The 20,341-nt window shown below is 58.1% G+C and carries 19 protein-coding genes; 4 read left to right on the top strand and 15 right to left on the bottom strand.

Translation table 11 applies throughout. The features are described from left to right. Positions 1-4: 4 nt before the first annotated feature. Both ftsH and rlmE read right to left on the bottom strand, forming a co-directional pair. Positions 5-1,912, bottom strand: coding sequence for an ATP-dependent zinc metalloprotease FtsH (gene ftsH / locus V0R60_RS21440; RefSeq protein WP_136478869.1), 1,908 nt, complete (start codon positions 1,910-1,912; stop codon positions 5-7). Between the two features lie 212 nt (positions 1,913-2,124). Next, positions 2,125-2,748 (bottom strand): 23S rRNA (uridine(2552)-2'-O)-methyltransferase RlmE, encoded by a 624-nt coding sequence (gene rlmE / locus V0R60_RS21445; RefSeq protein WP_136474437.1) that lies wholly within the window; start codon positions 2,746-2,748, stop codon positions 2,125-2,127. A gap of 101 nt (positions 2,749-2,849) precedes the next feature. Here rlmE and yhbY point away from each other — a divergent pair, with 101 nt between their 5' ends. Beyond that, positions 2,850-3,158: a ribosome assembly RNA-binding protein YhbY gene (gene yhbY, locus V0R60_RS21450; RefSeq protein WP_038606752.1), complete on the top strand. Its 309-nt coding sequence runs from the start codon at positions 2,850-2,852 to the stop codon at positions 3,156-3,158. A gap of 12 nt (positions 3,159-3,170) precedes the next feature. Here the strand turns inward: yhbY and V0R60_RS21455 are convergent, their stop codons facing one another. The 8 genes from V0R60_RS21455 to grpE all read right to left on the bottom strand — a co-directional run bounded on the left by V0R60_RS21455 (position 3,171) and on the right by grpE (position 13,556). Then, positions 3,171-3,617 (bottom strand): MFS transporter, encoded by a 447-nt coding sequence (locus V0R60_RS21455; RefSeq protein ID WP_178084170.1) that lies wholly within the window; start codon positions 3,615-3,617, stop codon positions 3,171-3,173. Then, positions 3,595-4,071 carry a transcription elongation factor GreA gene (gene greA, locus V0R60_RS21460; RefSeq protein ID WP_136474436.1) on the bottom strand — a complete coding sequence of 159 codons (477 nt, stop codon included), beginning with the start codon at positions 4,069-4,071 and terminating at the stop codon, positions 3,595-3,597. The genes V0R60_RS21455 and greA overlap by 23 nt, the downstream gene beginning before the upstream one ends. Then, on the bottom strand, positions 4,068-7,289 hold the full coding sequence (gene carB, locus V0R60_RS21465; protein ID WP_136474435.1) for a carbamoyl-phosphate synthase large subunit: 3,222 nt from the start codon (positions 7,287-7,289) through the stop codon (positions 4,068-4,070). The genes greA and carB overlap by 4 nt, the downstream gene beginning before the upstream one ends. A 106-nt stretch (positions 7,290-7,395) precedes the next feature. After that, positions 7,396-8,532: a glutamine-hydrolyzing carbamoyl-phosphate synthase small subunit gene (gene carA, locus V0R60_RS21470; RefSeq protein ID WP_136474434.1), complete on the bottom strand. Its 1,137-nt coding sequence runs from the start codon at positions 8,530-8,532 to the stop codon at positions 7,396-7,398. A 299-nt stretch (positions 8,533-8,831) separates the two neighbouring features. Further along, the gene (gene dapB / locus V0R60_RS21475; protein WP_136474433.1) at positions 8,832-9,635 is read right to left on the bottom strand and encodes a 4-hydroxy-tetrahydrodipicolinate reductase; all 804 of its coding nucleotides are present in this window, start codon (positions 9,633-9,635) and stop codon (positions 8,832-8,834) included. Between the two features lie 13 nt (positions 9,636-9,648). Beyond that, the gene (gene dnaJ / locus V0R60_RS21480) at positions 9,649-10,773 is read right to left on the bottom strand and encodes a molecular chaperone DnaJ (RefSeq protein ID WP_330080694.1); all 1,125 of its coding nucleotides are present in this window, start codon (positions 10,771-10,773) and stop codon (positions 9,649-9,651) included. A 210-nt stretch (positions 10,774-10,983) separates the two neighbouring features. After that, positions 10,984-12,900, bottom strand: a complete 1,917-nt coding sequence (dnaK, locus tag V0R60_RS21485) for a molecular chaperone DnaK (RefSeq protein WP_136474431.1) — start codon at positions 12,898-12,900, stop codon at positions 10,984-10,986. A 101-nt stretch (positions 12,901-13,001) separates the two neighbouring features. Next, on the bottom strand, positions 13,002-13,556 hold the full coding sequence (gene grpE, locus V0R60_RS21490) for a nucleotide exchange factor GrpE (protein WP_136474430.1): 555 nt from the start codon (positions 13,554-13,556) through the stop codon (positions 13,002-13,004). A gap of 231 nt (positions 13,557-13,787) precedes the next feature. On the opposite strand from grpE, the gene recN reads away from it, so the two are divergent. Further along, a complete protein-coding gene (gene recN / locus V0R60_RS21495; RefSeq protein WP_330080693.1) occupies positions 13,788-15,461 on the top strand; it encodes a DNA repair protein RecN in 1,674 nt (557 codons plus the stop codon). 62 nt (positions 15,462-15,523) lie between these two features. Here recN and fur read toward each other — a convergent pair whose 3' ends face one another. Then, positions 15,524-15,928 carry a ferric iron uptake transcriptional regulator gene (gene fur, locus V0R60_RS21500; RefSeq protein WP_136474428.1) on the bottom strand — a complete coding sequence of 135 codons (405 nt, stop codon included), beginning with the start codon at positions 15,926-15,928 and terminating at the stop codon, positions 15,524-15,526. Between the two features lie 97 nt (positions 15,929-16,025). Between fur and V0R60_RS21505 the strand changes: the two genes are divergently transcribed. Beyond that, positions 16,026-16,562, top strand: a complete 537-nt coding sequence (locus tag V0R60_RS21505) for an outer membrane protein assembly factor BamE (RefSeq protein WP_330080692.1) — start codon at positions 16,026-16,028, stop codon at positions 16,560-16,562. Positions 16,563-16,611: 49 nt separating this feature from the next. Here the strand turns inward: V0R60_RS21505 and V0R60_RS21510 are convergent, their stop codons facing one another. The 3 genes from V0R60_RS21510 to V0R60_RS21520 are packed head-to-tail and all read right to left on the bottom strand — an operon-like array spanning position 16,612 to position 18,749. Then, positions 16,612-16,914 carry an RnfH family protein gene (locus V0R60_RS21510; protein ID WP_136474426.1) on the bottom strand — a complete coding sequence of 101 codons (303 nt, stop codon included), beginning with the start codon at positions 16,912-16,914 and terminating at the stop codon, positions 16,612-16,614. Then, positions 16,904-17,338, bottom strand: coding sequence for a type II toxin-antitoxin system RatA family toxin (locus V0R60_RS21515; RefSeq protein ID WP_136474425.1), 435 nt, complete (start codon positions 17,336-17,338; stop codon positions 16,904-16,906). The genes V0R60_RS21510 and V0R60_RS21515 overlap by 11 nt, the downstream gene beginning before the upstream one ends. 7 nt (positions 17,339-17,345) lie before the next feature. Then, complete coding sequence (locus V0R60_RS21520) at positions 17,346-18,749, bottom strand: sodium-dependent transporter (protein ID WP_203482752.1); 1,404 nt, start codon at positions 18,747-18,749, stop codon at positions 17,346-17,348. A 116-nt stretch (positions 18,750-18,865) separates the two neighbouring features. Here V0R60_RS21520 and smpB point away from each other — a divergent pair, with 116 nt between their 5' ends. After that, on the top strand, positions 18,866-19,348 hold the full coding sequence (gene smpB / locus V0R60_RS21525) for an SsrA-binding protein SmpB (RefSeq protein WP_203482751.1): 483 nt from the start codon (positions 18,866-18,868) through the stop codon (positions 19,346-19,348). A gap of 93 nt (positions 19,349-19,441) precedes the next feature. Here the strand turns inward: smpB and V0R60_RS21530 are convergent, their stop codons facing one another. After that, a complete protein-coding gene (locus V0R60_RS21530) occupies positions 19,442-20,209 on the bottom strand; it encodes a GntR family transcriptional regulator (RefSeq protein ID WP_203482750.1) in 768 nt (255 codons plus the stop codon). Positions 20,210-20,341 lie beyond the last annotated feature (132 nt).

The following is a 20,341-nucleotide window of genomic DNA, read 5'->3' on the forward strand; positions in this document are numbered from 1 at the left end:
GCCCTTAGATTTGTGCCGCTGGGCCGCCGATCGGCGATTCCGGACGATCACCCTGTTGCGCAGGGGTGCCCGAAGTGCCTGACCCACCTTCCCAATCTCGCGGCTCACGCGGGGTACGACCGGCCATGATGTCGTCGATCTGTTCGGCATCGATGGTTTCGTACTTCATCAAGGCGTCCGCCATGGCGTCGAGCTTGTCACGGTTATCGGTGAGGATCTGCTTGGCGGTGGCGTAGCACTGATCGATGATGCTGCGCACCTCGGAGTCAATCAGCTTGGCCGTTTCGCCGGAAACGCTGGCGTGCTGGGAGCCGGCACTGCGACCCAGAAACACCTCGCCTTCTTCCTCGGCGTACATCAGCGGACCCAGTTTCTCGGAAAGGCCCCATTTGGTGACCATGTTCCGCGCTATCTGGCTGGCGCGCATGATGTCGTTGGAGGCACCGGTGGTTACACCGTCGAAACCAAGTGTCATTTCCTCGGCGATACGGCCGCCATACAACGAGCAGATCTGACTGATCAACGCGCGCTTGGACAAGCTGTAACGGTCTTCCTCAGGCAGGAACATGGTAACGCCCAAGGCACGGCCACGAGGAATGATCGACACCTTGTAGACCGGATCATGCTCAGGCACGACACGACCGACAATGGCATGACCTGCTTCGTGATAGGCGGTATTACGCTTCTCTTTCTCGGACATGACCATGGTCTTGCGCTCAGCGCCCATCATGATCTTGTCTTTGGCCAGTTCGAACTCTTTCATTTCGACGACGCGCTTGCCACCACGCGCAGCGAACAGCGACGCCTCGTTGACCAGGTTGGCCAGGTCGGCGCCGGAGAAGCCAGGCGTACCACGCGCAATCACAGCTGGATTGACGTTCTCGCCGACCGGCACTTTGCGCATATGTACTTTGAGGATTTGCTCACGACCGCGGATATCCGGCAGTCCGACCACAACCTGGCGGTCAAAACGACCAGGACGCAGCAGTGCCGGGTCGAGTACGTCAGGACGGTTGGTGGCAGCGATGACGATAATACCGTCGTTCATTTCGAAGCCGTCCATCTCAACCAGCAACTGGTTGAGCGTCTGCTCGCGCTCATCGTGACCACCACCCATGCCGGCGCCACGGTGACGACCAACAGCATCGATCTCGTCGATGAAGATAATGCAAGGGGCGTGTTTCTTGGCCTGTTCGAACATGTCGCGAACACGGCTGGCACCCACACCAACGAACATTTCGACGAAGTCCGAACCGGAGATGGTGAAGAACGGCACCTTGGCTTCGCCGGCAATTGCCTTGGCCAGCAAGGTTTTACCGGTACCCGGAGGACCGACCATCAACACGCCACGGGGAATACGGCCACCCAGGCGCTGGAACTTGCCCGGATCGCGCAGGAACTCGACCAGCTCACCGACTTCTTCCTTGGCTTCATCGCAACCTGCGACATCGGCCAGGGTGGTCTTGACCTGATCTTCCGACAACAGGCGCGCCTTGCTCTTGCCGAAACTCATCGGCCCGCCCTTGCCACCTGCACCACCTTGCATCTGGCGCATGAAAAACATGAATACAGCAATGATCACCAGGATCGGGAAGCTTGCCACCAGCAGTTGCGTCCAGATGGACTGCTGCTCAGGCTGCTTGCCTTCGACCACAACGTGATTGTCGACCAGGTCACCGATCAGGCCATTGTCCTGAATTGCCGGACGGATGGTCTTGAAGCTGTCGCCATCGGTTCGCTTGCCGGTGATGACATAGCCATCGACCGCAACGCGCTCGACCTTGCCATCCTTGACCTGCTGAATGAAGTCGGAATAGTTGAGGGTCTGCGGCTCATTCGGGCTGGAGAAGTTGTTCATCACCGTCACCAGGACGGCTGCGATGATCAACCACAGGATCAAGTTCTTTGCCATATCGTTCAATTAGCTACCCTCTGAAGCCGGCTGACGGCGCAGCCGTGCCTCGCATGATATTCACCGGCTTAACTTACTACATAACCTACACATCTGCAGGCGCCGTCTGTAACCCTTTGTGAAACCTAGACTACACGATGTTCGTCCAGGTCAGGCATGACATCCGATTGGAAAAAACTATCGAATACCCTGAAAGCCACCGGCCTGAAGCCTTACTCGCCTTTATAGCCCCGCGCCAGCAAGTACTGCTCACGGGAGCGATCACGCGATGAATCAGGTTTAAGCATCTGGACCTTGTCGAATTTCTGACGAGCGTCCTTCAGATAAACGTCGAAACCTTCGCCCTGGAAGATCTTGATCAGAAAATCGCCACCCGGCTTGAGTACCCGGGTCGCCAGATCAAGGGCCAGTTCGCAGAGAAACATGGCCTTGGGAATATCCACAGCAGGCGTACCACTCATATTGGGGGCCATATCGGAAATCACAAGGTCCACATGTGAATTACCTACCGCCTCGAGAATCTGAGCCAGCACTTCATCCTGCGTGAAGTCACCCTGAACAAAGGTCACATCCGGAATGCTGTCCATTTCCAGGATGTCCGATGCAATCAACCGGCCCTGACCACCAATCAGACGACTGGTGACCTGAGACCAGCCACCTGGGGCTGCACCCAAGTCGACTACGCTCATACCTGGGCGGATAATCCGGTACTTTTCCTGAATTTCCAGCAATTTATAGCTCGCACGCGAGCGATATCCGTCCTTTTGCGCCTTTTTGACGTAAGGATCGTTGAAGTGTTCTTTTAGCCAGCCAAGGCTTGTCTTGGAACGCGCCACTGGGCACCTCGATGATTAGGGTCGTGATTAACTGGGCGGATCCACGGGCCCTCGGGTAAAATGGCCGCCATTTTTACAGAATCAGACACAAGGGTCAGATTATGCCGCTCAATAACGAGCAGAAGAAACAGTACAAATCCATTGGCCACGATCTGAAACCAGTTCTGATTGTGGCAGGCAATGGGCTGACTGAGGGCGTTATCGCCGAACTCGAACGCGCTCTGGCTGATCACGAGTTGATCAAGGTAGAGATTCGCTCGGAAGATCGTGAAGAACGTGCTGCCGCAATCGCTGCACTGTGCAAGGCCGGTCGCGCCGAACTGGTACAGACCATCGGCAAAAAAGCGCTGATCTACCGCCGCAACCCACAGCCAAACAAGCAGCTTTCGAACATCCATCGCTACAAGTGATGTTCGCCCCGGTCAGTGGCGCGCCTGGCGCGCCCTGCCCGGCACGGGCTGCATGACCAGCAACAAGCCGGTCAAGCCCAGCACCAGATAGCAGAACAATTGCCAGCGCAGTTCCTGAGGCAATCCCACGCGCACGGCGAAATACGCCACACACGCCAGCATCGCCATTAGCAGTAGCTGACCACGCACGTCCCGCCAAATACTGGACAAGCCCTGCGCCTGAACCAGCACCACACTTTGTACGCCCGCGCAAAACGCCGCAAACGCCACCAGTAGTGATGCCATCAGGCTGCCGATATCTTCGATCAGCAATGGTGCCAGGCCTATCTTGCCCAACGCCGGCAGCAGACCGAAATGCAACATCCACAGGCCACCGACCCAGAACACCTGAGTCAGTTGCCAGATTACCGTGGCCGCGGCAAAGCCGCGGCGACGATCAGATATGTGCGACTTCGACAATCTCGTACTCAACCAGACCGCTAGGCGTTTTAACCGCTACCACGTCACCCTCTTCCTTACCCATCAAGGCGCGGGCAATGGGCGAGCCGACCGACAATTTGCCGGCCTTGATATCAGCTTCATCTTCGCCAACGATCTTGTACTTCACGCTCTCGTCAGTCTCGACATTGGCGATTTCAACGGTAGTACCGAAGATCACCTTGCCGGTATGAGCGATGGTGGTGACGTCAATCACCACCGAGTTCTGCAGACGACCTTCGATGTCACGGATACGCGCCTCGACCATGCCCTGCTCTTCACGAGCAGCGTGGTATTCGGCGTTTTCCTTGAGGTCACCAAGCTCGCGCGCCTCACCGATAGCCTGGCTCAAGCGTGGACGCTCGACCTTGCTCAGAAAGGCGTGCTCCTCTTCCAGGGCCTTGAAGCCCTGGACGGTCATTGGGTATTTAGTCATGCCTTGAGTCCTGCATGGAGATCCTGCAAGCGGCGAACGGTCTTTTCCGGACCGAACTTCAACGCTTCGCAGATAGCTTCACCGGCCGCAATGGTGGTGGTGCAGTAGATCTTGTGCTGCAACGCATTGCGACGAATTGAGTAGGAGTCAGCGATCGACTGACGACCTTCGGTGGTGTTGATGATCAGCGACACTTCGTCGTTCTTGATCATGTCGACCACGTGCGGACGACCTTCGGTCACTTTGTTCACGCGGCGCACTTTCAAGCCAGCCGCTTCGATCAGCTTGGCAGTGCCGACAGTGGCAACCACCTCGAAGCCCAGGGCGATCAGGTCACGAGCGACACCGGCCACCTGTGGCTTGTCGTCGTCACGCACGCTGATGAACGCAGTACCGCCGGTCGGCAGCACTTCACTGGCACCCATCTGGGCTTTGGCAAAGGCTTCACCGAAGCTATCGCCCACACCCATGACTTCACCCGTGGATTTCATCTCTGGGCCGAGGATCGGGTCAACACCCGGGAATTTGGCGAACGGGAACACCGCTTCCTTGACGCTGTAGAAGTTAGGAATGATTTCCTTGGTGAAGCCGATTTCCTTGAGCGATTTGCCAGCCATTACGCGCGCAGCGATCATCGCCAGGGACGTACCGATGCACTTGGAAACGAATGGCACGGTACGCGAAGCACGCGGGTTGACCTCGATCACGTAGATCTTGTCACCCTGCAGGGCCAGCTGGACGTTCATCAGGCCGACAACGCCCAACTCCAGGGCCATTTTCTTGACCTGTTCACGGACTTCGTCCTGAACATGGGCTGGCAGCGAGTAAGGCGGCAGCGAGCACGCCGAGTCACCGGAGTGAACACCCGCCTGTTCGATGTGCTGCATGATCGCACCGATAACCACGTCAGTGCCGTCGCAGACCGCATCCACGTCCATCTCGATGGCGCAGTTGAGGAAGTGGTCAAGCAGTACCGGACTGTCGTTGGACACTTGCACCGCTTCACGCAGGTAGCGCTTGAGCTCGTCCAGTTCGTAGACGATCTCCATGGCGCGACCGCCCAGCACGTAGGAAGGACGCACCACCAGCGGGTAACCGATCACACCGGCAGCACGGATGGCTTCGTCTTCGCTGCGCACGGTGGCGTTTGGCGGCTGCAGCAGGTTCAGGCGCTGAACCATCTGCTGGAAACGCTCACGGTCTTCAGCGCGGTCGATGGCATCAGGGCTGGTACCGATGATCGGTACGCCGGCTTCTTCCAGGGCGCGAGCGAGTTTCAACGGGGTCTGGCCGCCGTAGTGGACGATGACACCTTTGGGCTTCTCGACCCGCACCACTTCCAGCACGTCTTCCAGCGTCAGCGGCTCGAAGTACAGGCGGTCGGAGGTGTCGTAGTCGGTGGAAACGGTTTCCGGGTTGCAGTTGACCATGATGGTCTCGTACCCGTCTTCACGCAGAGCCAATGCCGCGTGTACGCAGCAGTAGTCGAACTCGATACCCTGACCGATACGGTTAGGGCCGCCACCGAGGATCATGATCTTGTCACGGGTCGACGGATTGGCTTCGCACTCCTCCTCATAGGTCGAGTACAGGTAGGCGGTATCAGTTGCGAACTCGGCGGCGCAGGTGTCAACGCGCTTGTAGACCGGGAACACTTCAAGCTTGTGGCGGTGACGACGCAGGTTCTTGTCGGTAATGCCCAGCAGCTTGGCCAGACGCTGATCGGAGAAGCCTTTGCGCTTGAGGCGCAGCATCAGGTCTTTGTCGATAGCCGACAGCGCCAGGGTCTTGACCTTCTCTTCTTCCTTGATCAGGTCTTCCATCTGTACCAGGAACCAGCGGTCGATCATGGTCAGGTCGAAGATTTCGTCGACAGTCATACCCGAACGCATGGCGTCAGCCACGTACCAGATACGCTCGGCGCCTGGAACGGTGAGCTCGCGTTTGAGAATGCTTGCAGCTTCCGGCGAAGCCAGATCGACTTTCGGATCCAGGCCACATACACCGACTTCCAGACCGCGCAGTGCTTTCTGCAGAGATTCCTGGAAGGTGCGACCAATCGCCATGACTTCACCCACGGATTTCATCTGGGTGGTCAGGCGGGCATCAGCTTTCGGGAATTTTTCGAAGGCGAAACGCGGCAGCTTGGTCACGACGTAGTCGATGGACGGCTCGAAAGACGCTGGGGTACGACCGCCAGTGATGTCGTTCTGCAGCTCATCCAGGGTGTAACCAATGGCCAGCTTGGCAGCGATCTTGGCGATCGGGAAACCGGTGGCTTTCGACGCCAGGGCCGAAGAACGCGATACCCGCGGGTTCATCTCGATCACGACCATACGACCGGTATTCGGGCAGATGCCGAACTGAACGTTGGAACCACCGGTTTCAACGCCGATCTCACGCAGCACCGCCAGCGAGGCGTTGCGCATGATCTGGTATTCCTTGTCGGTCAGGGTCTGTGCTGGAGCAACGGTGATCGAGTCACCGGTGTGCACGCCCATCGGGTCGAAGTTCTCGATGGAGCAGACGATGATGCAGTTGTCCTTTTTGTCGCGGACCACTTCCATCTCGTACTCTTTCCAGCCGATCAGCGACTCGTCGATCAGCAGTTCCTTGGTCGGCGACAGGTCCAGACCACGGGCACAGATTTCTTCGAACTCTTCACGGTTGTAAGCAATACCGCCACCCGTGCCACCCATGGTAAAGGACGGACGGATGATGCACGGGAAGCCGAGCTTCTCGAGCACTGCGTTGGCTTCTTCCATGCTGTGGGCGATACCGGAGCGCGGGCACTCAAGGCCGATAGCCTTCATTGCCTTGTCGAAACGCGAGCGGTCTTCGGCCTTGTCGATGGTGTCAGCATTGGCACCGATCATTTCCACGCCGAACTTTTCCAGAACGCCTTCGCGCTCCAGATCCAGTGCGCAGTTCAAGGCCGTCTGGCCACCCATGGTCGGCAGCAGCGCGTCTGGACGCTCTTTCTCGATGATCTTGGCAACGGTCTGCCACTTGATCGGCTCGATATAGGTAGCGTCGGCCATGGCCGGGTCGGTCATGATGGTGGCCGGGTTGGAGTTCACCAGGATGACGCGGTAACCCTCTTCGCGCAGGGCTTTGCAAGCCTGGGCGCCGGAGTAGTCGAATTCACAGGCCTGGCCGATAACGATCGGGCCAGCGCCGAGAATCAGGATGCTTTTAATGTCTGTACGTTTTGGCATGGGTTGTCACTCAATTCCGCAGGTCAGTCGGCAAGCCGCATTGAACAATCTTGGGGGCGGCGCCTGAACGCGGCTTGCACCGGTTCAGGGCCTTCTCGCCAGATGCTCAGCGGCGCTTGGCCATGGCATCGATGAAACGGTCGAACAATGGCGCGACGTCGGTCGGGCCTGGGCTTGCCTCAGGGTGACCCTGGAAGCTGAACGCGCTCTTGTCGGTGCGCTCGATACCTTGCAGGGTACCGTCGAACAGCGACTTGTGAATTGGGCGAACGTTGGCCGGCAGGGTTGCTTCGTCGACGGCAAAACCGTGGTTCTGGCTGGTGATCATGACCACACCGGTGTCCAGATCCTGGACTGGGTGGTTGGCACCGTGGTGACCGTGGCCCATCTTGACGGTCTTGGCGCCGGAAGCCAGCGCCAGCAGTTGGTGGCCCAGGCAGATACCGAAAACCGGGATCTCGGTTTCCAGAATTTCTTTGATCGCCTGGATGGCGTAGTCGCATGGCTCCGGATCACCAGGGCCGTTGGAGAGGAACACGCCATCCGGGTTGAGCGCCAATACTTCGCTGGCCGGGGTTTGCGCCGGCACAACGGTAAGGCGGCAACCGCGAGCGACCAGCATGCGCAGGATGTTTAGCTTGACGCCGTAGTCGTAGGCGACCACGTGGTAAGGCAGGTCGGCAGCTTCGATGGTCGCGTGGCTGTCGGTTTTCAGCTCCCAGACGCTGGAGCGCCATTCGTAGCTGGACTTGGTGCTGACGACTTTGGCCAGGTCCATGCCCTTGAGGCCCGGGAAGCCACGAGCAGCCGCGATCGCTGCCTCTTCAGTGATGTTGTCGCCGGCCAGAATGCAGCCATTCTGCGCGCCCTTCTCACGCAGGATGCGGGTCAGGCGACGCGTGTCGATACCGGCAATGGCCACCACATTGTTGGCCTTGAGGTAGTCGGACAGCGACAGGGTGTTACGCCAGTTGCTGGCGATCAGCGGCAAGTCACGAATGACCAGGCCAGCCGACCAGACCCGATCGGACTCGGCATCTTCCGGCGTGGTGCCGGTATTACCGATATGCGGATAGGTCAGGGTAACGATCTGTTGGGAATACGAAGGGTCAGTCAGGATTTCCTGATAGCCGGTCATTGCGGTGTTAAACACCACCTCACCAACGGTCTGACCGTCGGCTCCAATAGCCTCACCGCGAAAAATGCTGCCATCGGCAAGGGCGAGTATGGCTGGCTTAGTCAAGAAGACCTCCCAAAAATAAAGCCTGAAGGGGCGATCGCAGGTTGCAAAAAAGCGGAATGACGTATAGACACGTCACCCCGCTTTCTTCGTCGAATTATCTGCGCGCTTTTAGTGGACACACTAAAGCTGTAGCTTACAGAAAAACGCTTTTTCGGTCTACCACTGATGTGCCTGAAAGGCGCAAGAATGCGACAGCAGGACTTCAAGACACCTGTAGGAGCGGACTTGCCCCGCGACGCGACGTAACTGGACGGTCGCAATCACGGAGCAAAACCACACCACAGGGAGGGGCGGGGCTATCAACGCAGGTCGAGAACGTCCTGCATGTCGTACAAGCCAGGCTCGCGACCATCGAGCCAGAGTGCTGCACGTACCGCACCCTTGGCAAAGGTCATGCGACTGGAAGCCTTGTGGGTGATTTCCAGGCGCTCCCCGTCGGCAGCGAACAGCACGGTGTGATCACCCACCACATCACCAGCACGCACAGTGGCAAAGCCAATGGTCTTGCGGTCACGCGCACCGGTCTGGCCTTCACGACCATAGACCGCCACTTCCTGCAGGTCACGCCCCAGCGCCTGGGCAACTACCTCGCCCATGCGCAGCGCAGTACCCGAAGGGGCATCGACCTTGTGACGGTGATGGGCTTCAATGATCTCGATATCCACATCATCACCCAGCACGCGCGCTGCCATATCCAGTAGCTTCAGGCTGAGATTGACGCCGACACTGAAGTTGGCAGCGAAGACGATTGGGATATCTTTGCCCGCTTCCGCCAGCAGCTGCTTTTCTTCAACGCTGAAACCGGTGGTGCCAATAATCATGGCCTTGCCTGCCTTGCGACAGAACGCCAGGTTCTTCAGGGTTACCGAAGGGTGCGTGAAGTCGATCAGTACATCGAACTCCTCGGCAACCTTGGCCAGATCATCAGACAACAGCACACCGATTCGACCCAGCGCCGCCAGCTCGCCGGCATCAGCGCCGACCAGCGTGCTGTCCGGGCGATCGATCGCCGCAGTCAGGCCAGCGCCCGGCGTTTGCTGCACAGCCTCGATCAGGGTTTTACCCATGCGCCCTGCTGCACCCATTACTGCTATACGTCGCATGCCCTATTCCTTCTTACAAGTCGCCGAAGAAACGCTTTACACCCTCGAACCAGCCGCTGGCCTTGGGCGAGTGAGAACTATCACCGTCCAGTGAGTCGCGCAGCTCTTCGAGGAGTTCGCGCTGACGGCGGCTGAGATTGACCGGAGTTTCGACCGCAACACGGCACATCAGGTCACCAGCACCACCGCCACGAACCGGCGCCACACCCTTGCCACGCAGACGGAATTGCTTACCGGTTTGCGTGCCTTCCGGGATCTTCAACTTGACCCGACCATCGAGCGTCGGCACTTCCAGCTCGCCACCCAGTGCAGCATCGGTGTAGCTGATCGGCACTTCGCAATACAGATGCTTGCCGTCACGCTGGAAGATATCGTGCTCGCGCACGTTGATCACAACGTAAAGATCGCCAGTCGGACCGCCATGGGAACCCGCCTCGCCTTCTCCGGAAAGACGGATACGATCGCCCGTATCGACGCCAGCCGGGACCTTGACCGAAAGGGTCTTGTACTCTTCGATGCGACCTTCGCCGTGGCAGGCGTTGCAAGGATCGGTAATGATCTTGCCCTGACCATGGCAACGCGGGCAGGTCTGCTGCACCGAGAAAAAGCCCTGCTGCATGCGCACCTGACCAATACCACCACAGGTCGGACAGGTCGAAGGCGAAGAGCCTTTCTTGGCACCGGAACCATCACACGGCTCACAGTTGACCAGTGTCGGTACACGAATATTGACCGTGGTGCCGCGCACGGCTTCTTCCAGGTTCAGTTCCAGCGTGTAGCGCAGGTCGCTGCCACGCTGGGCGCCGCCACGCGAGCCGCCACGGCCGCCACCGAAGAAATCGCTGAACACATCACCGAAAATGTCGGAGAAGTTCGCGCCGCCAAATCCGGCACCGCCACCGCCCATGCTCGGGTCGACACCGGCATGACCGTATTGGTCATACGCTGCGCGCTTGCTGGCGTCGGAAAGAACTTCATAGGCCTCGTTGGCCTCTTTGAATTTCTCTTCCGACTCTTTGTCATCAGGATTACGGTCCGGGTGATGCTTCATCGCCAGGCGGCGATAGGCCTTTTTCAGGTCCGCTTCACTGGAGCCGCGCTCAACTCCCAGAACTTCGTAATAGTCACGCTTTGCCATAAGTCTTTTCACTCTTGAGGACGTTCGGCAAACCTCTGCGCATTTCGCGCCGTGCCGCCAGCACCCGCCTCGTCTACCTCCAGGAGGCCTGACAGATGCTGTAAAAATTCGGGTATTCCAGACACGCCAACGCGGGAGCAAGCCCCCGCGCGGCGACATCCTACCAGCCAACCACTACAAAGCAGTCAACCGGCCGACAACCTGTAGCAATTACTTGTTGTCTTTTACTTCTTCGAACTCGGCATCGACGACGTCGTCGTGCTTAGGTTCTTCAGCCTGCTGCGCGCCAGCTTGTGGCTGTTCGGCCTGCTGCTCGGCGTACATTTTCTGAGCAACTGGAGCCGACACTTTCGACAGCTCTTCAACCTTGGCATCGATAGCAGCCTTGTCGTCGCCTTTAATGGCGGCTTCCAGGGCAACGACTGCAGCTTCAATTGCAGTTTTCTCTTCGGCAGTGACCTTGTCACCGGCGTCAGCGACCATTTTGCGAGTCGAGTGAACCAGTGCATCACCCTGGTTACGGGCAGCGGCCAGCTCTTCGAACTTGCGGTCTTCTTCCGAGTTCGCTTCCGCGTCACGGATCATCTGTTGAATTTCTTCGTCAGACAGACCCGAGTTGGCCTTGATCACGATCGACTGAGTCTTGCCAGTAGCCTTGTCTTTGGCGCCTACGTGCAGGATGCCGTTGGCGTCGATGTCGAAGGTTACTTCGATCTGTGGCACGCCACGTGGTGCTGGTGGAATCTCGGCCAGGTCGAACTTGCCCAGGGACTTGTTCTGTGCAGCCTGTTTACGCTCACCTTGCAGCACGTGAATGGTCACAGCGCTCTGGTTGTCATCGGCAGTCGAGAACACTTGCGACTTTTTGGTCGGGATAGTGGTGTTCTTCTCGATCAGCGCGGTCATCACGCCACCCATGGTTTCGATACCCAGGGTCAGCGGGCTGACGTCCAGCAGCAGCACGTCTTTCACGTCACCGGCCAATACCGCGCCCTGGATTGCTGCACCCATGGCAACAGCTTCGTCAGGGTTGACGTCTTTACGCGCTTCTTTACCGAAGAAATCGGTAACTGCTTTCTGCACCAGCGGCATACGAGTCTGACCGCCAACCAGGATAACGTCGTCGATCTTGCTGACGTCGATACCGGCATCTTTCATGGCGATGCGGCAAGGCTCGATAGTGCGCTGAACCAGATCTTCTACCAGCGACTCCAGCTTGGCGCGGGAGATCTTCACGTTCAGGTGCTTAGGACCGGTGGCATCTGCAGTGATGTACGGCAGGTTGACGTCGGTCTGCTGGCTCGAAGACAGCTCGATCTTGGCTTTTTCAGCAGCTTCTTTCAGGCGCTGCATTGCCAGCGGGTCACCTTTGAGGTTCATGCCGCTTTCTTTCTTGAACTCGTCGACGAGGTAGTCGATCAGGCGAATGTCGAAGTCTTCACCACCGAGGAACGTGTCACCGTTGGTGGCCAACACTTCGAACTGGTGCTCGCCATCGACTTCGGCGATTTCGATAACCGAAACGTCGAAGGTACCGCCACCCAGGTCGTAAACGATCACGGTGTGATCGCCTTTAGCCTTGTCCATACCGTAAGCCAGAGCAGCTGCGGTTGGCTCGTTGATGATACGTTTTACGTCCAGACCCGCGATGCGACCGGCATCCTTGGTAGCCTGACGCTGGCTGTCGTTGAAGTAGGCCGGAACGGTGATGACCGCTTCGGTAACGGGCTCGCCCAGGTAGTCTTCGGCGGTTTTCTTCATCTTTTTCAAGATTTCAGCCGAAATTTGTGGCGGTGCCATTTTCTGGCCGTTTACTTCAACCCAGGCGTCGTTGTTGTCAGCCTTGACGATTTTGTACGGAACCATCTGGATGTCTTTCTGCACGACATCTTCGTCAAAACGACGACCGATCAGACGCTTTACCGCGTACAGGGTGTTGTGCGGGTTGGTTACAGCCTGACGCTTGGCCGACTGACCAACCAGGATCTCGCCATCGTTGGCGTAAGCGATGATCGACGGCGTGGTACGAGCGCCTTCAGCGTTCTCGATAACCTTTACGTTGCCGTTTTCCAGAATGGAGACACAGGAGTTGGTGGTCCCCAGGTCGATACCGATAATTTTGCCCATGTTAACTCTCCCGAAACTTGAATTTTGTTGCCGCAGCAGTGGTGGCTACCTGCGGTAATACTTGAATGCTTGACACCTAAATGGGGGCGTTCGAAACGATTTCAAGCCTGCTCGTCAATCGACGGCGAAACCGCTGCGGGCGCCTTGCTGACCACGACCATGGCCGGGCGCAGCAGACGACCATTGAGCTGGTAGCCCTTCTGGAACACCTTGAGCACACTGTTTGGCTCGACCTCGGCGCTTTCCTGCATGGCCATGGCCTGGTGCTGCTCGGCGTTGAACGGCTCGCCGTGCGGGTCAATAGCTTCAAGGTTGTAGCGCTTGAGCGTGTCGTGGAACATTTTCAGGGTCAGCTCGATGCCTTCACGCATCGGGCGAATGCTTTCGTCGTCAGGGCTGGACAGTTCCAGGCCGCGCTCGAGGCTGTCGATGACCGGCAACAGGTCACCGGCGAATTTTTCCAGCGCAAATTTGTGCGCTTTCTCGACGTCCTGCTCAGCACGACGACGCACGTTCTGCAGGTCGGCAGTGGTGCGCAGGGATTGATCCTGGGCCGCCGCCAGCTGCTCTTCGAGCACCTGCACGCGGGCGCTCAGTTCTTGTGCGCCTGCATCTTCGGCGTTCAGATTCTGTTCATCCAGCTGTTCGTCAGCCATAAAATCTCTCCTCTCGAATAGTGTCAGCGAGCTCAACTCGCGCTTCTGCCGGCTATATGGGGTCGTAAAACCCAGGTTCAAGGGCTGCCATGCAGGAGCGGGCAGATTCGTTCATAACCCATCGCAATCAGAATGCCCTCCTGATAACCAAATCGAACTAAGCACAAGCATTGTCAGCGGATTTAAAAACACTGTATAAATAACCAGACTTAACGCCTGGGAGCCGCCCCAATGCTGGTGCACCTGTCCGTACACAACTACGCCATCGTCGAACACCTTGACCTCGAGCTCGCGCGCGGGATGAGCGTCATTACCGGTGAAACCGGGGCCGGCAAATCGATCATGCTCGACGCCCTGGGCCTGACCCTGGGTGATCGCGCCGACAGCGGCGTGGTCCGCCCCGGCGCCGACAAGGCTGACATCCTGGCCACCTTCGACCTCATCGATATCCCCGAAGCCCGCACCTGGCTGGCCGAACGCGACCTTGACCACGATGGCCCGTGCATCCTGCGCCGGGTAATCACCGCCGAAGGTCGCAGCCGTGGCTACATCAATGGCACCCCCTGCCCGCTCGGCGACCTCAAGGCCCTCGGCGAGCTGCTGATCGATATTCACAGCCAGCACGAGCACCAGTCGCTGCTCAAGGCCGACACCCATCGTCGTCTGCTGGACGAATACGCAGGCGCTACCGACCTCGCCCGCCAGGTACAGCTGGCAGCCCAACGCTGGCGGCAAACACGCCAGGAACTGGAGCGACTGTCCAACTCCGGTGACGAGCAACGTGCCCAGCAGCAGTTGCTCAGCTACCAGCTCGAAGAACTCGACAATCTTGGCCTGGGTGAGAATGAACTGGAGCAACTGGAGCAGGAACACAAGAACCTGACCAATGCCGAGGCGTTGTTCGGCATTTGCCGCCAGGTGATCGACCATTGCAGTGAGAACGACTCCGGCAATGTGCTCAGCGCCCTGACCGCCAGCCTCAACCGCCTGACCGCGGTGCACAACGCACCCAAGGCGCTCGGCGAGGCTGCCAATATGATTGCCAGCGCCCAAATTCAAGTTGAAGAAGCGGTCGGCGAGCTCAATCGCTTTCTTGATCACTTCGACGCCGACCCCGCGCGCCTGCAACAGCTCGAAGAGCGGCTGGACAGCATCTATACCCTTGCCCGCAAGCACCGCGTGCACCCCACCGAACTGGCCACCCTTCATCAACAATTGATGGAAGAGCTTGAAGGCCTCAATGCCAGCGACGAATCGATCGAGCGCCTGGGTGAAGAATTGGCCGCTTTTGCGCGCCACTATCAGGACAAGGCCAGCGAGCTTAGCGCTCTGCGCGGTCAGGCTGCCGGTCAATTGTCCGCCGCGGTCGAGCAGGAAATTCAGCGACTGGGCATGCCCGGTGGCCGATTCTGCATCGAACTGCATGTAAATGCTGGCGACGAGCTGTCGCCACACGGCCTTGAGCAGGTCGAGTTGCTGGTCAGCGCCAACCCCGGCCAACCCCTCAAGGGACTGGCCAAGGTTGTCTCCGGGGGCGAACTCTCCCGCATCAGCCTGGCCATCCAGGTTATCACCGCGCAAACCTCGCGCATCCCGACGCTGGTATTCGACGAAGTCGACGTGGGTATCGGTGGCCCTACTGCCGAAATCGTCGGGCAATTGCTGCGCCGCTTAGGTGAGCGCGGCCAAGTGCTGACAGTAACGCACCTGCCACAGGTGGCCGCTCAAGGCCATCACCACCTGTTTGTGCATAAAGTGCGCAACAGCGAAGCCACCCATACGGCCGTAGCCAGCCTGGGCAAGCGCGAACGTATAGAAGAGGTAGCCAGGATGCTCGGCGGCATCGACCTGACAAAGGAATCCCTGGCTCACGCTCGCAAAATGGTAGTCACCAGCAAAGCCTGAGCGCAGAAAGCACAAAGGCGACCCTTAGGTCGCCTTCGATGCTGTACTGCAAGAAGTGTTACTTATCTTTTCTTGCGCACGTACAGGACCAAATTATGGTCAACCAGTTCGAAGCCATGCTCGGCGACGATTTCTTTCTGGCGCTTTTCGATTTCGCTATCGAAGAACTCGATAACCTCGCCAGATTCCACGTTGACCATATGGTCGTGGTGGCCACCGTCGGCTAGCTCGAACACGGCATGACCGCCGTCGAAGTTGTGGCGCACGACCAGGCCAGCGGCTTCGAACTGGGTCAGAACACGGTAAACCGTGGCCAGACCGACATCCTCGCCCGCCTCCATCAGCGCCTTGTAGACATCCTCAGCACTCATGTGACGCTGCTCGGTAGAGTCGAGCATCTGTAGAATTTTAACTCGAGGCAGTGTCACCTTGAGACCGGCTTTGCGCAGTTCGCTATTTTCAACCATGGTCAGCTTTCTCGCCGATGCTGCTTCGCAGCTTCTCTGAATACGGGTATGATCGGGGTTTACGTTGTCCAGCCAAGATAGTGGAAGTCGCCCACCGATGCAAAACACCAAGCTCTTGCTAACCAGCCTCACCTTTGTGGGACTGCTCGCACTCGCCGGTTGCTCGTTCCCCGGGGTTTACAAAATCGACATCCAGCAGGGCAATGTCGTCACGCAAGACATGATAGACCAATTACGCCCCGGAATGACCCGTCGGCAAGTACGGTTTATCATGGGCAACCCCCTGATCCAGGATACGTTCCATACCAATCGTTGGGATTACCTGTACAGCCTGCAGCCTGGCGGCGGTCAACGCCAGCAGGAACGCATGAGTATTTTCTTCAATGAAAGCGATCAGCTGGTGAGCTTGTCCGGCGACTTCATGCCGGGCGTAAGCCGCGATCAGGAAATCCTCGGAGGCAGCGGCGACACCAGCGTCAGCCCAGCACAGCCAGGTACTACCGAGCCTGCGGAACAAGTCAAGGAAACCCCGGCCAAGCCAGGTTCCCTGGAAGAAAAGATCCAGCGCGAAGTCGATACTATCGAAGCGATTCCAGTACCGACCCCTGCACCGATCGAAACCTCGCCGCAATAACCCTATTGCAGACAAAGAAAAGCCCGGATCTTCCGGGCTTTTTTGCGTTTCAGCGCTTGGCCTTCTTGAACACTCTTGCCACCTTGTCGGCCCGCTGTTTGCGCACCTCCTTGGGGTCGATCAGCAAGGGCCTGTACAGTTCGATTCGATCACCCGCCACAACCACCTGTTGATCAGCATCACGGACAACCTTGCCGAAGATGCCGAGCGGGCACGCGTTTATATCCAGTCCCGGCACCTGCTCGGCAACGCCCGACAAGCGCACGGCTTCACGCAACGTAGTGCCGGGGGCAACATCCACCGTCAGCAGCCACTGCTGCTCGGCCGTGGCGTAGGCCACTTCAACCTGCAAGTTGCTTGGCTCGCTGACAAAACGCGTCTACCAGGGTGTTGGCTGCCTGATTGAAGATCGGACCCAACGTTGCCCGCACCAATGGCCCGGCGTAATCGAACGACAGATCCAGGCTGATTTTGCAGGCCTTCTCACCCAATGGCTTGAAGACCCACAAGCCGTGCAACTGATTGAACGGCCCCTCTTCCAGGTTCATCTCAATCGATTGCCCCGGCACCAGCACATTGCGGGTGACGAACTTCTGGCTCATGCCACCCTTGGCCGCTTCCAGACTGGCACGCATCAGCGTGTCGCTCTCTTCCAGCACGGTAGTGGAGGAACACCACGGCAGAAACTCCGGATACCGCGCAACATCATTGACCAGGTCGTACAGCGCCTGGGCGGGATAGGGCAGTAAGGCCGAGCGTTGAATATGGGTAGTCATCCGAGCATCATTTCCAAAGCTGAGCGGCAAATACAATCAGAATGCCGAGGGGCGCCACATAGCGCATCAAGAAGAAGGTCAGAGCAAACAGCAGCGGGCTGCGCATCGCCAACTCATCGCGCACCGCGTCTCGCCCCATGATCCAACCTGCGAATACCACAAAGCACAAACCACCCAGCGGCAACATGATCCGCGAGGTGAAAAAGTCGATAACGCCGAAGAAGTCCAGCCCACCACTTACACCCCATTGGTAGAGCTGAAAACCGCTGTCGTCGTTCACGAAAAAGCGTGCCTGCTGCCAGATATTGAACGAAAACACCGTCCCCAGGCCAACCAGCCAGCAACTGAATGCCAGCCAAGTGGTGATCCAGCCGCGCCGAACACCGGTACGCTCCACCAGGTAAGCCACCATGGGTTCGAGCAGAGAAATCGCCGAACTCCAGGCTGCCACTGCTACTAAAACAAAGAATACGACGCCCATCAATTGGCCAAAGGCCACATTTCCGAAGGCAAATGGCAAGGCAACAAACATCAAGCCAGGCCCTTCACTGGGGTTGAGCCCGGCCGCGAACACGATAGGAAACAAGGCCAGACCGGCAAGCAACGAAACGAAGGTATCCAGCAGCGCTACCGCGACGATGGTGCCACCGATAGACGCATCCTTGGGCATGTAGGCCCCATAGATCAACAGCGAACCGACACCGACACTCAACGAGAAGAAGGCATGCCCCATGGCAGGCAGCAAGCCATCGAGCAGACGCGAGGTATCGAAGTCGAACATGAAATGCAGGCCCTGCATAAAGTGCCCGGTAGTCAGGCTATAGCCCAACAGGATCACCAGCAGCAGGAATAACAGCGGCATCATGATTCGCAGGCTTTTCTCCAGCCCCGCCACCACGCCACGGGCAATGACCAGGGCCGAAAGCAGCATGAACAGGGTGTGCCAGAGCACCAGCCGCCAAGGGTCGCTGATTACGTCTTTGAAGTAGCCGCCGACTTGATCAGCCGTAACGCCCTGAAAGTCGCCCTTGCCCATGCTGATGATGTAGTCGAACGACCAACCGCCCACCACACTGTAGAAAGACAAGATCAGCAGCGCCGTTACCATTCCGGCAAATGCCCACCACGACCAGCGCGGCGAATGCCCGGCCTCCAGCGCCAGATCGCGCAGGGCGTTGGCTGGACTTTGCCGGGTGCGACGACCAATCAGGGTCTCGGCCAGCATCACCGGTATGCCGATCAGGGCAATACAGGCGAGGAATACCAGAACAAAAGCACCGCCACCATAGACGCCGACCATGTAGGGGAACTTCCAGATACTCCCCAGACCTACCGCGGCGCCGGTTGCCGCCAGTACAAATACCCAGCGACTGGCCCAGCCACCATGGACAGAAACCTTGTCCGTCGACATCAACACGCTCAACTGTGGAAAAAAAGAGCGCGCATTGTCCGGGATTCAACTCGCAGGCTCAAGCGCACTGCTACCCCGTAGCCGACAGCGTCACGACTGCCTATAATGCCGCCCCTATGGCTAAACAAAAGAAACATCCGACAGGGACCATCGCGCAGAATAAAAAGGCGCGACACGATTACTTCATCGAACACAAGTTCGAGGCCGGATTGGTCCTGTCCGGTTGGGAAGTAAAAAGTCTGCGTGCCGGCAAGGCGCATCTGATTGACAGCTATGTGGTGCTCAAAGATGGCGAGGCCTGGCTGATGGGCAGCCATATCACGCCACTGACGGCTGCCAGTACGCACGTCATCGCCGACCCTACACGCACCCGAAAACTGCTGCTCAATCGACGCGAGCTGGAACGCCTGTATGCTTCCGTGCAGCAAAAGGGCTACACCTGCGTGGCCTTGTCGATCTACTGGAGCAAGCACTTGATCAAGTGCGAGATCGCACTGGGCAAGGGCAAGAAGGAATACGACAAGCGCGACACCCAGCGCGAGCGCGATTCCAACCGCGAACTGCAACGCGCGGTACGCAACAAAGGCAAGGAAGACTGATTTCAGTCTGAACCGGCCTTCTCATCGCGGGGCTAGCCCGCTCTCACCGGGGTTGTATGATTCTGGTAGGAGCAGGCTTGCCCCGCGATTGCTTCAACGTCCGCTACGCCGCTCCGCACGCGCCGTTCGCTGCACTTCCTGGCGCACCTCGTCGAGCACCTCCTGCACATACAAAATGTGCTGGCTGGAGACTTCTCGCGCATCATTGGCACGCCCTTCGACGATTGCCAGATAAAGATCGCGGTGCTGATTGATCAACATGTCGCGCGTTTCCTCGCGCTGTTTGTACATGCCGCCGATGTTGGTCACCACGTTACGTTTGAGCAAATCGAAAAGACCACGAATGGTGTGGAGCAACACGGCATTGTGGCTGGCCTCGGCAATCGCTAGATGGAAGCGAGCATCGGCCGCACCCTCCTCGGCCCGACTGACTTCATCCTGGCGGGTGTAGCAATCCTGCAGCGCATCAAACGCTGCCTTGAGCCGCTGACGATCGGGCTCGGTCGCACGCATTGCCGCGTAATACGCGCACGATGCCTCCAAGGTATGCCGAAACTCCAGCAAATCGCGCTGCGCTTCAGGGTTGCTTTCCAGCAGTTGCAGTAACGGATCGCTGAACGTGGCACCCAGGGAATCAGACACGTAGTTGCCACCACCCTGACGACTGACCAGCAGTCCCTTGGCCACCAGTTTCTGGATAGCCTCACGCAGCGATGGCCGCGACACGCCGAACTGCTCGGCCAATGCCCGTTCAGCTGGCAGGCGCTGCCCGGCAGTCAGCGTGCCCTCAAGAATCATCCCCTCAAGCCGGTCGACAATATCGTCGGACAAACGGCGTTGGCGGACTTGATCAAAAACCATCACATGCTCTCCACAATCCCGAGTGCGTTCGGGGCTGTCTATTCTGGCCTATCCGCACCTTGCCGACACCCATCAGATGGCAACTTTCCGTGCCGCTCAGACCCGCTATCCACCCTTCGGGCTTACAAAAGA

Source organism: Pseudomonas auratipiscis, from assembly GCF_036324085.1.
In the GTDB taxonomy this organism is placed as follows: Bacteria; Pseudomonadota; Gammaproteobacteria; order Pseudomonadales; family Pseudomonadaceae; genus Aquipseudomonas; species Aquipseudomonas auratipiscis.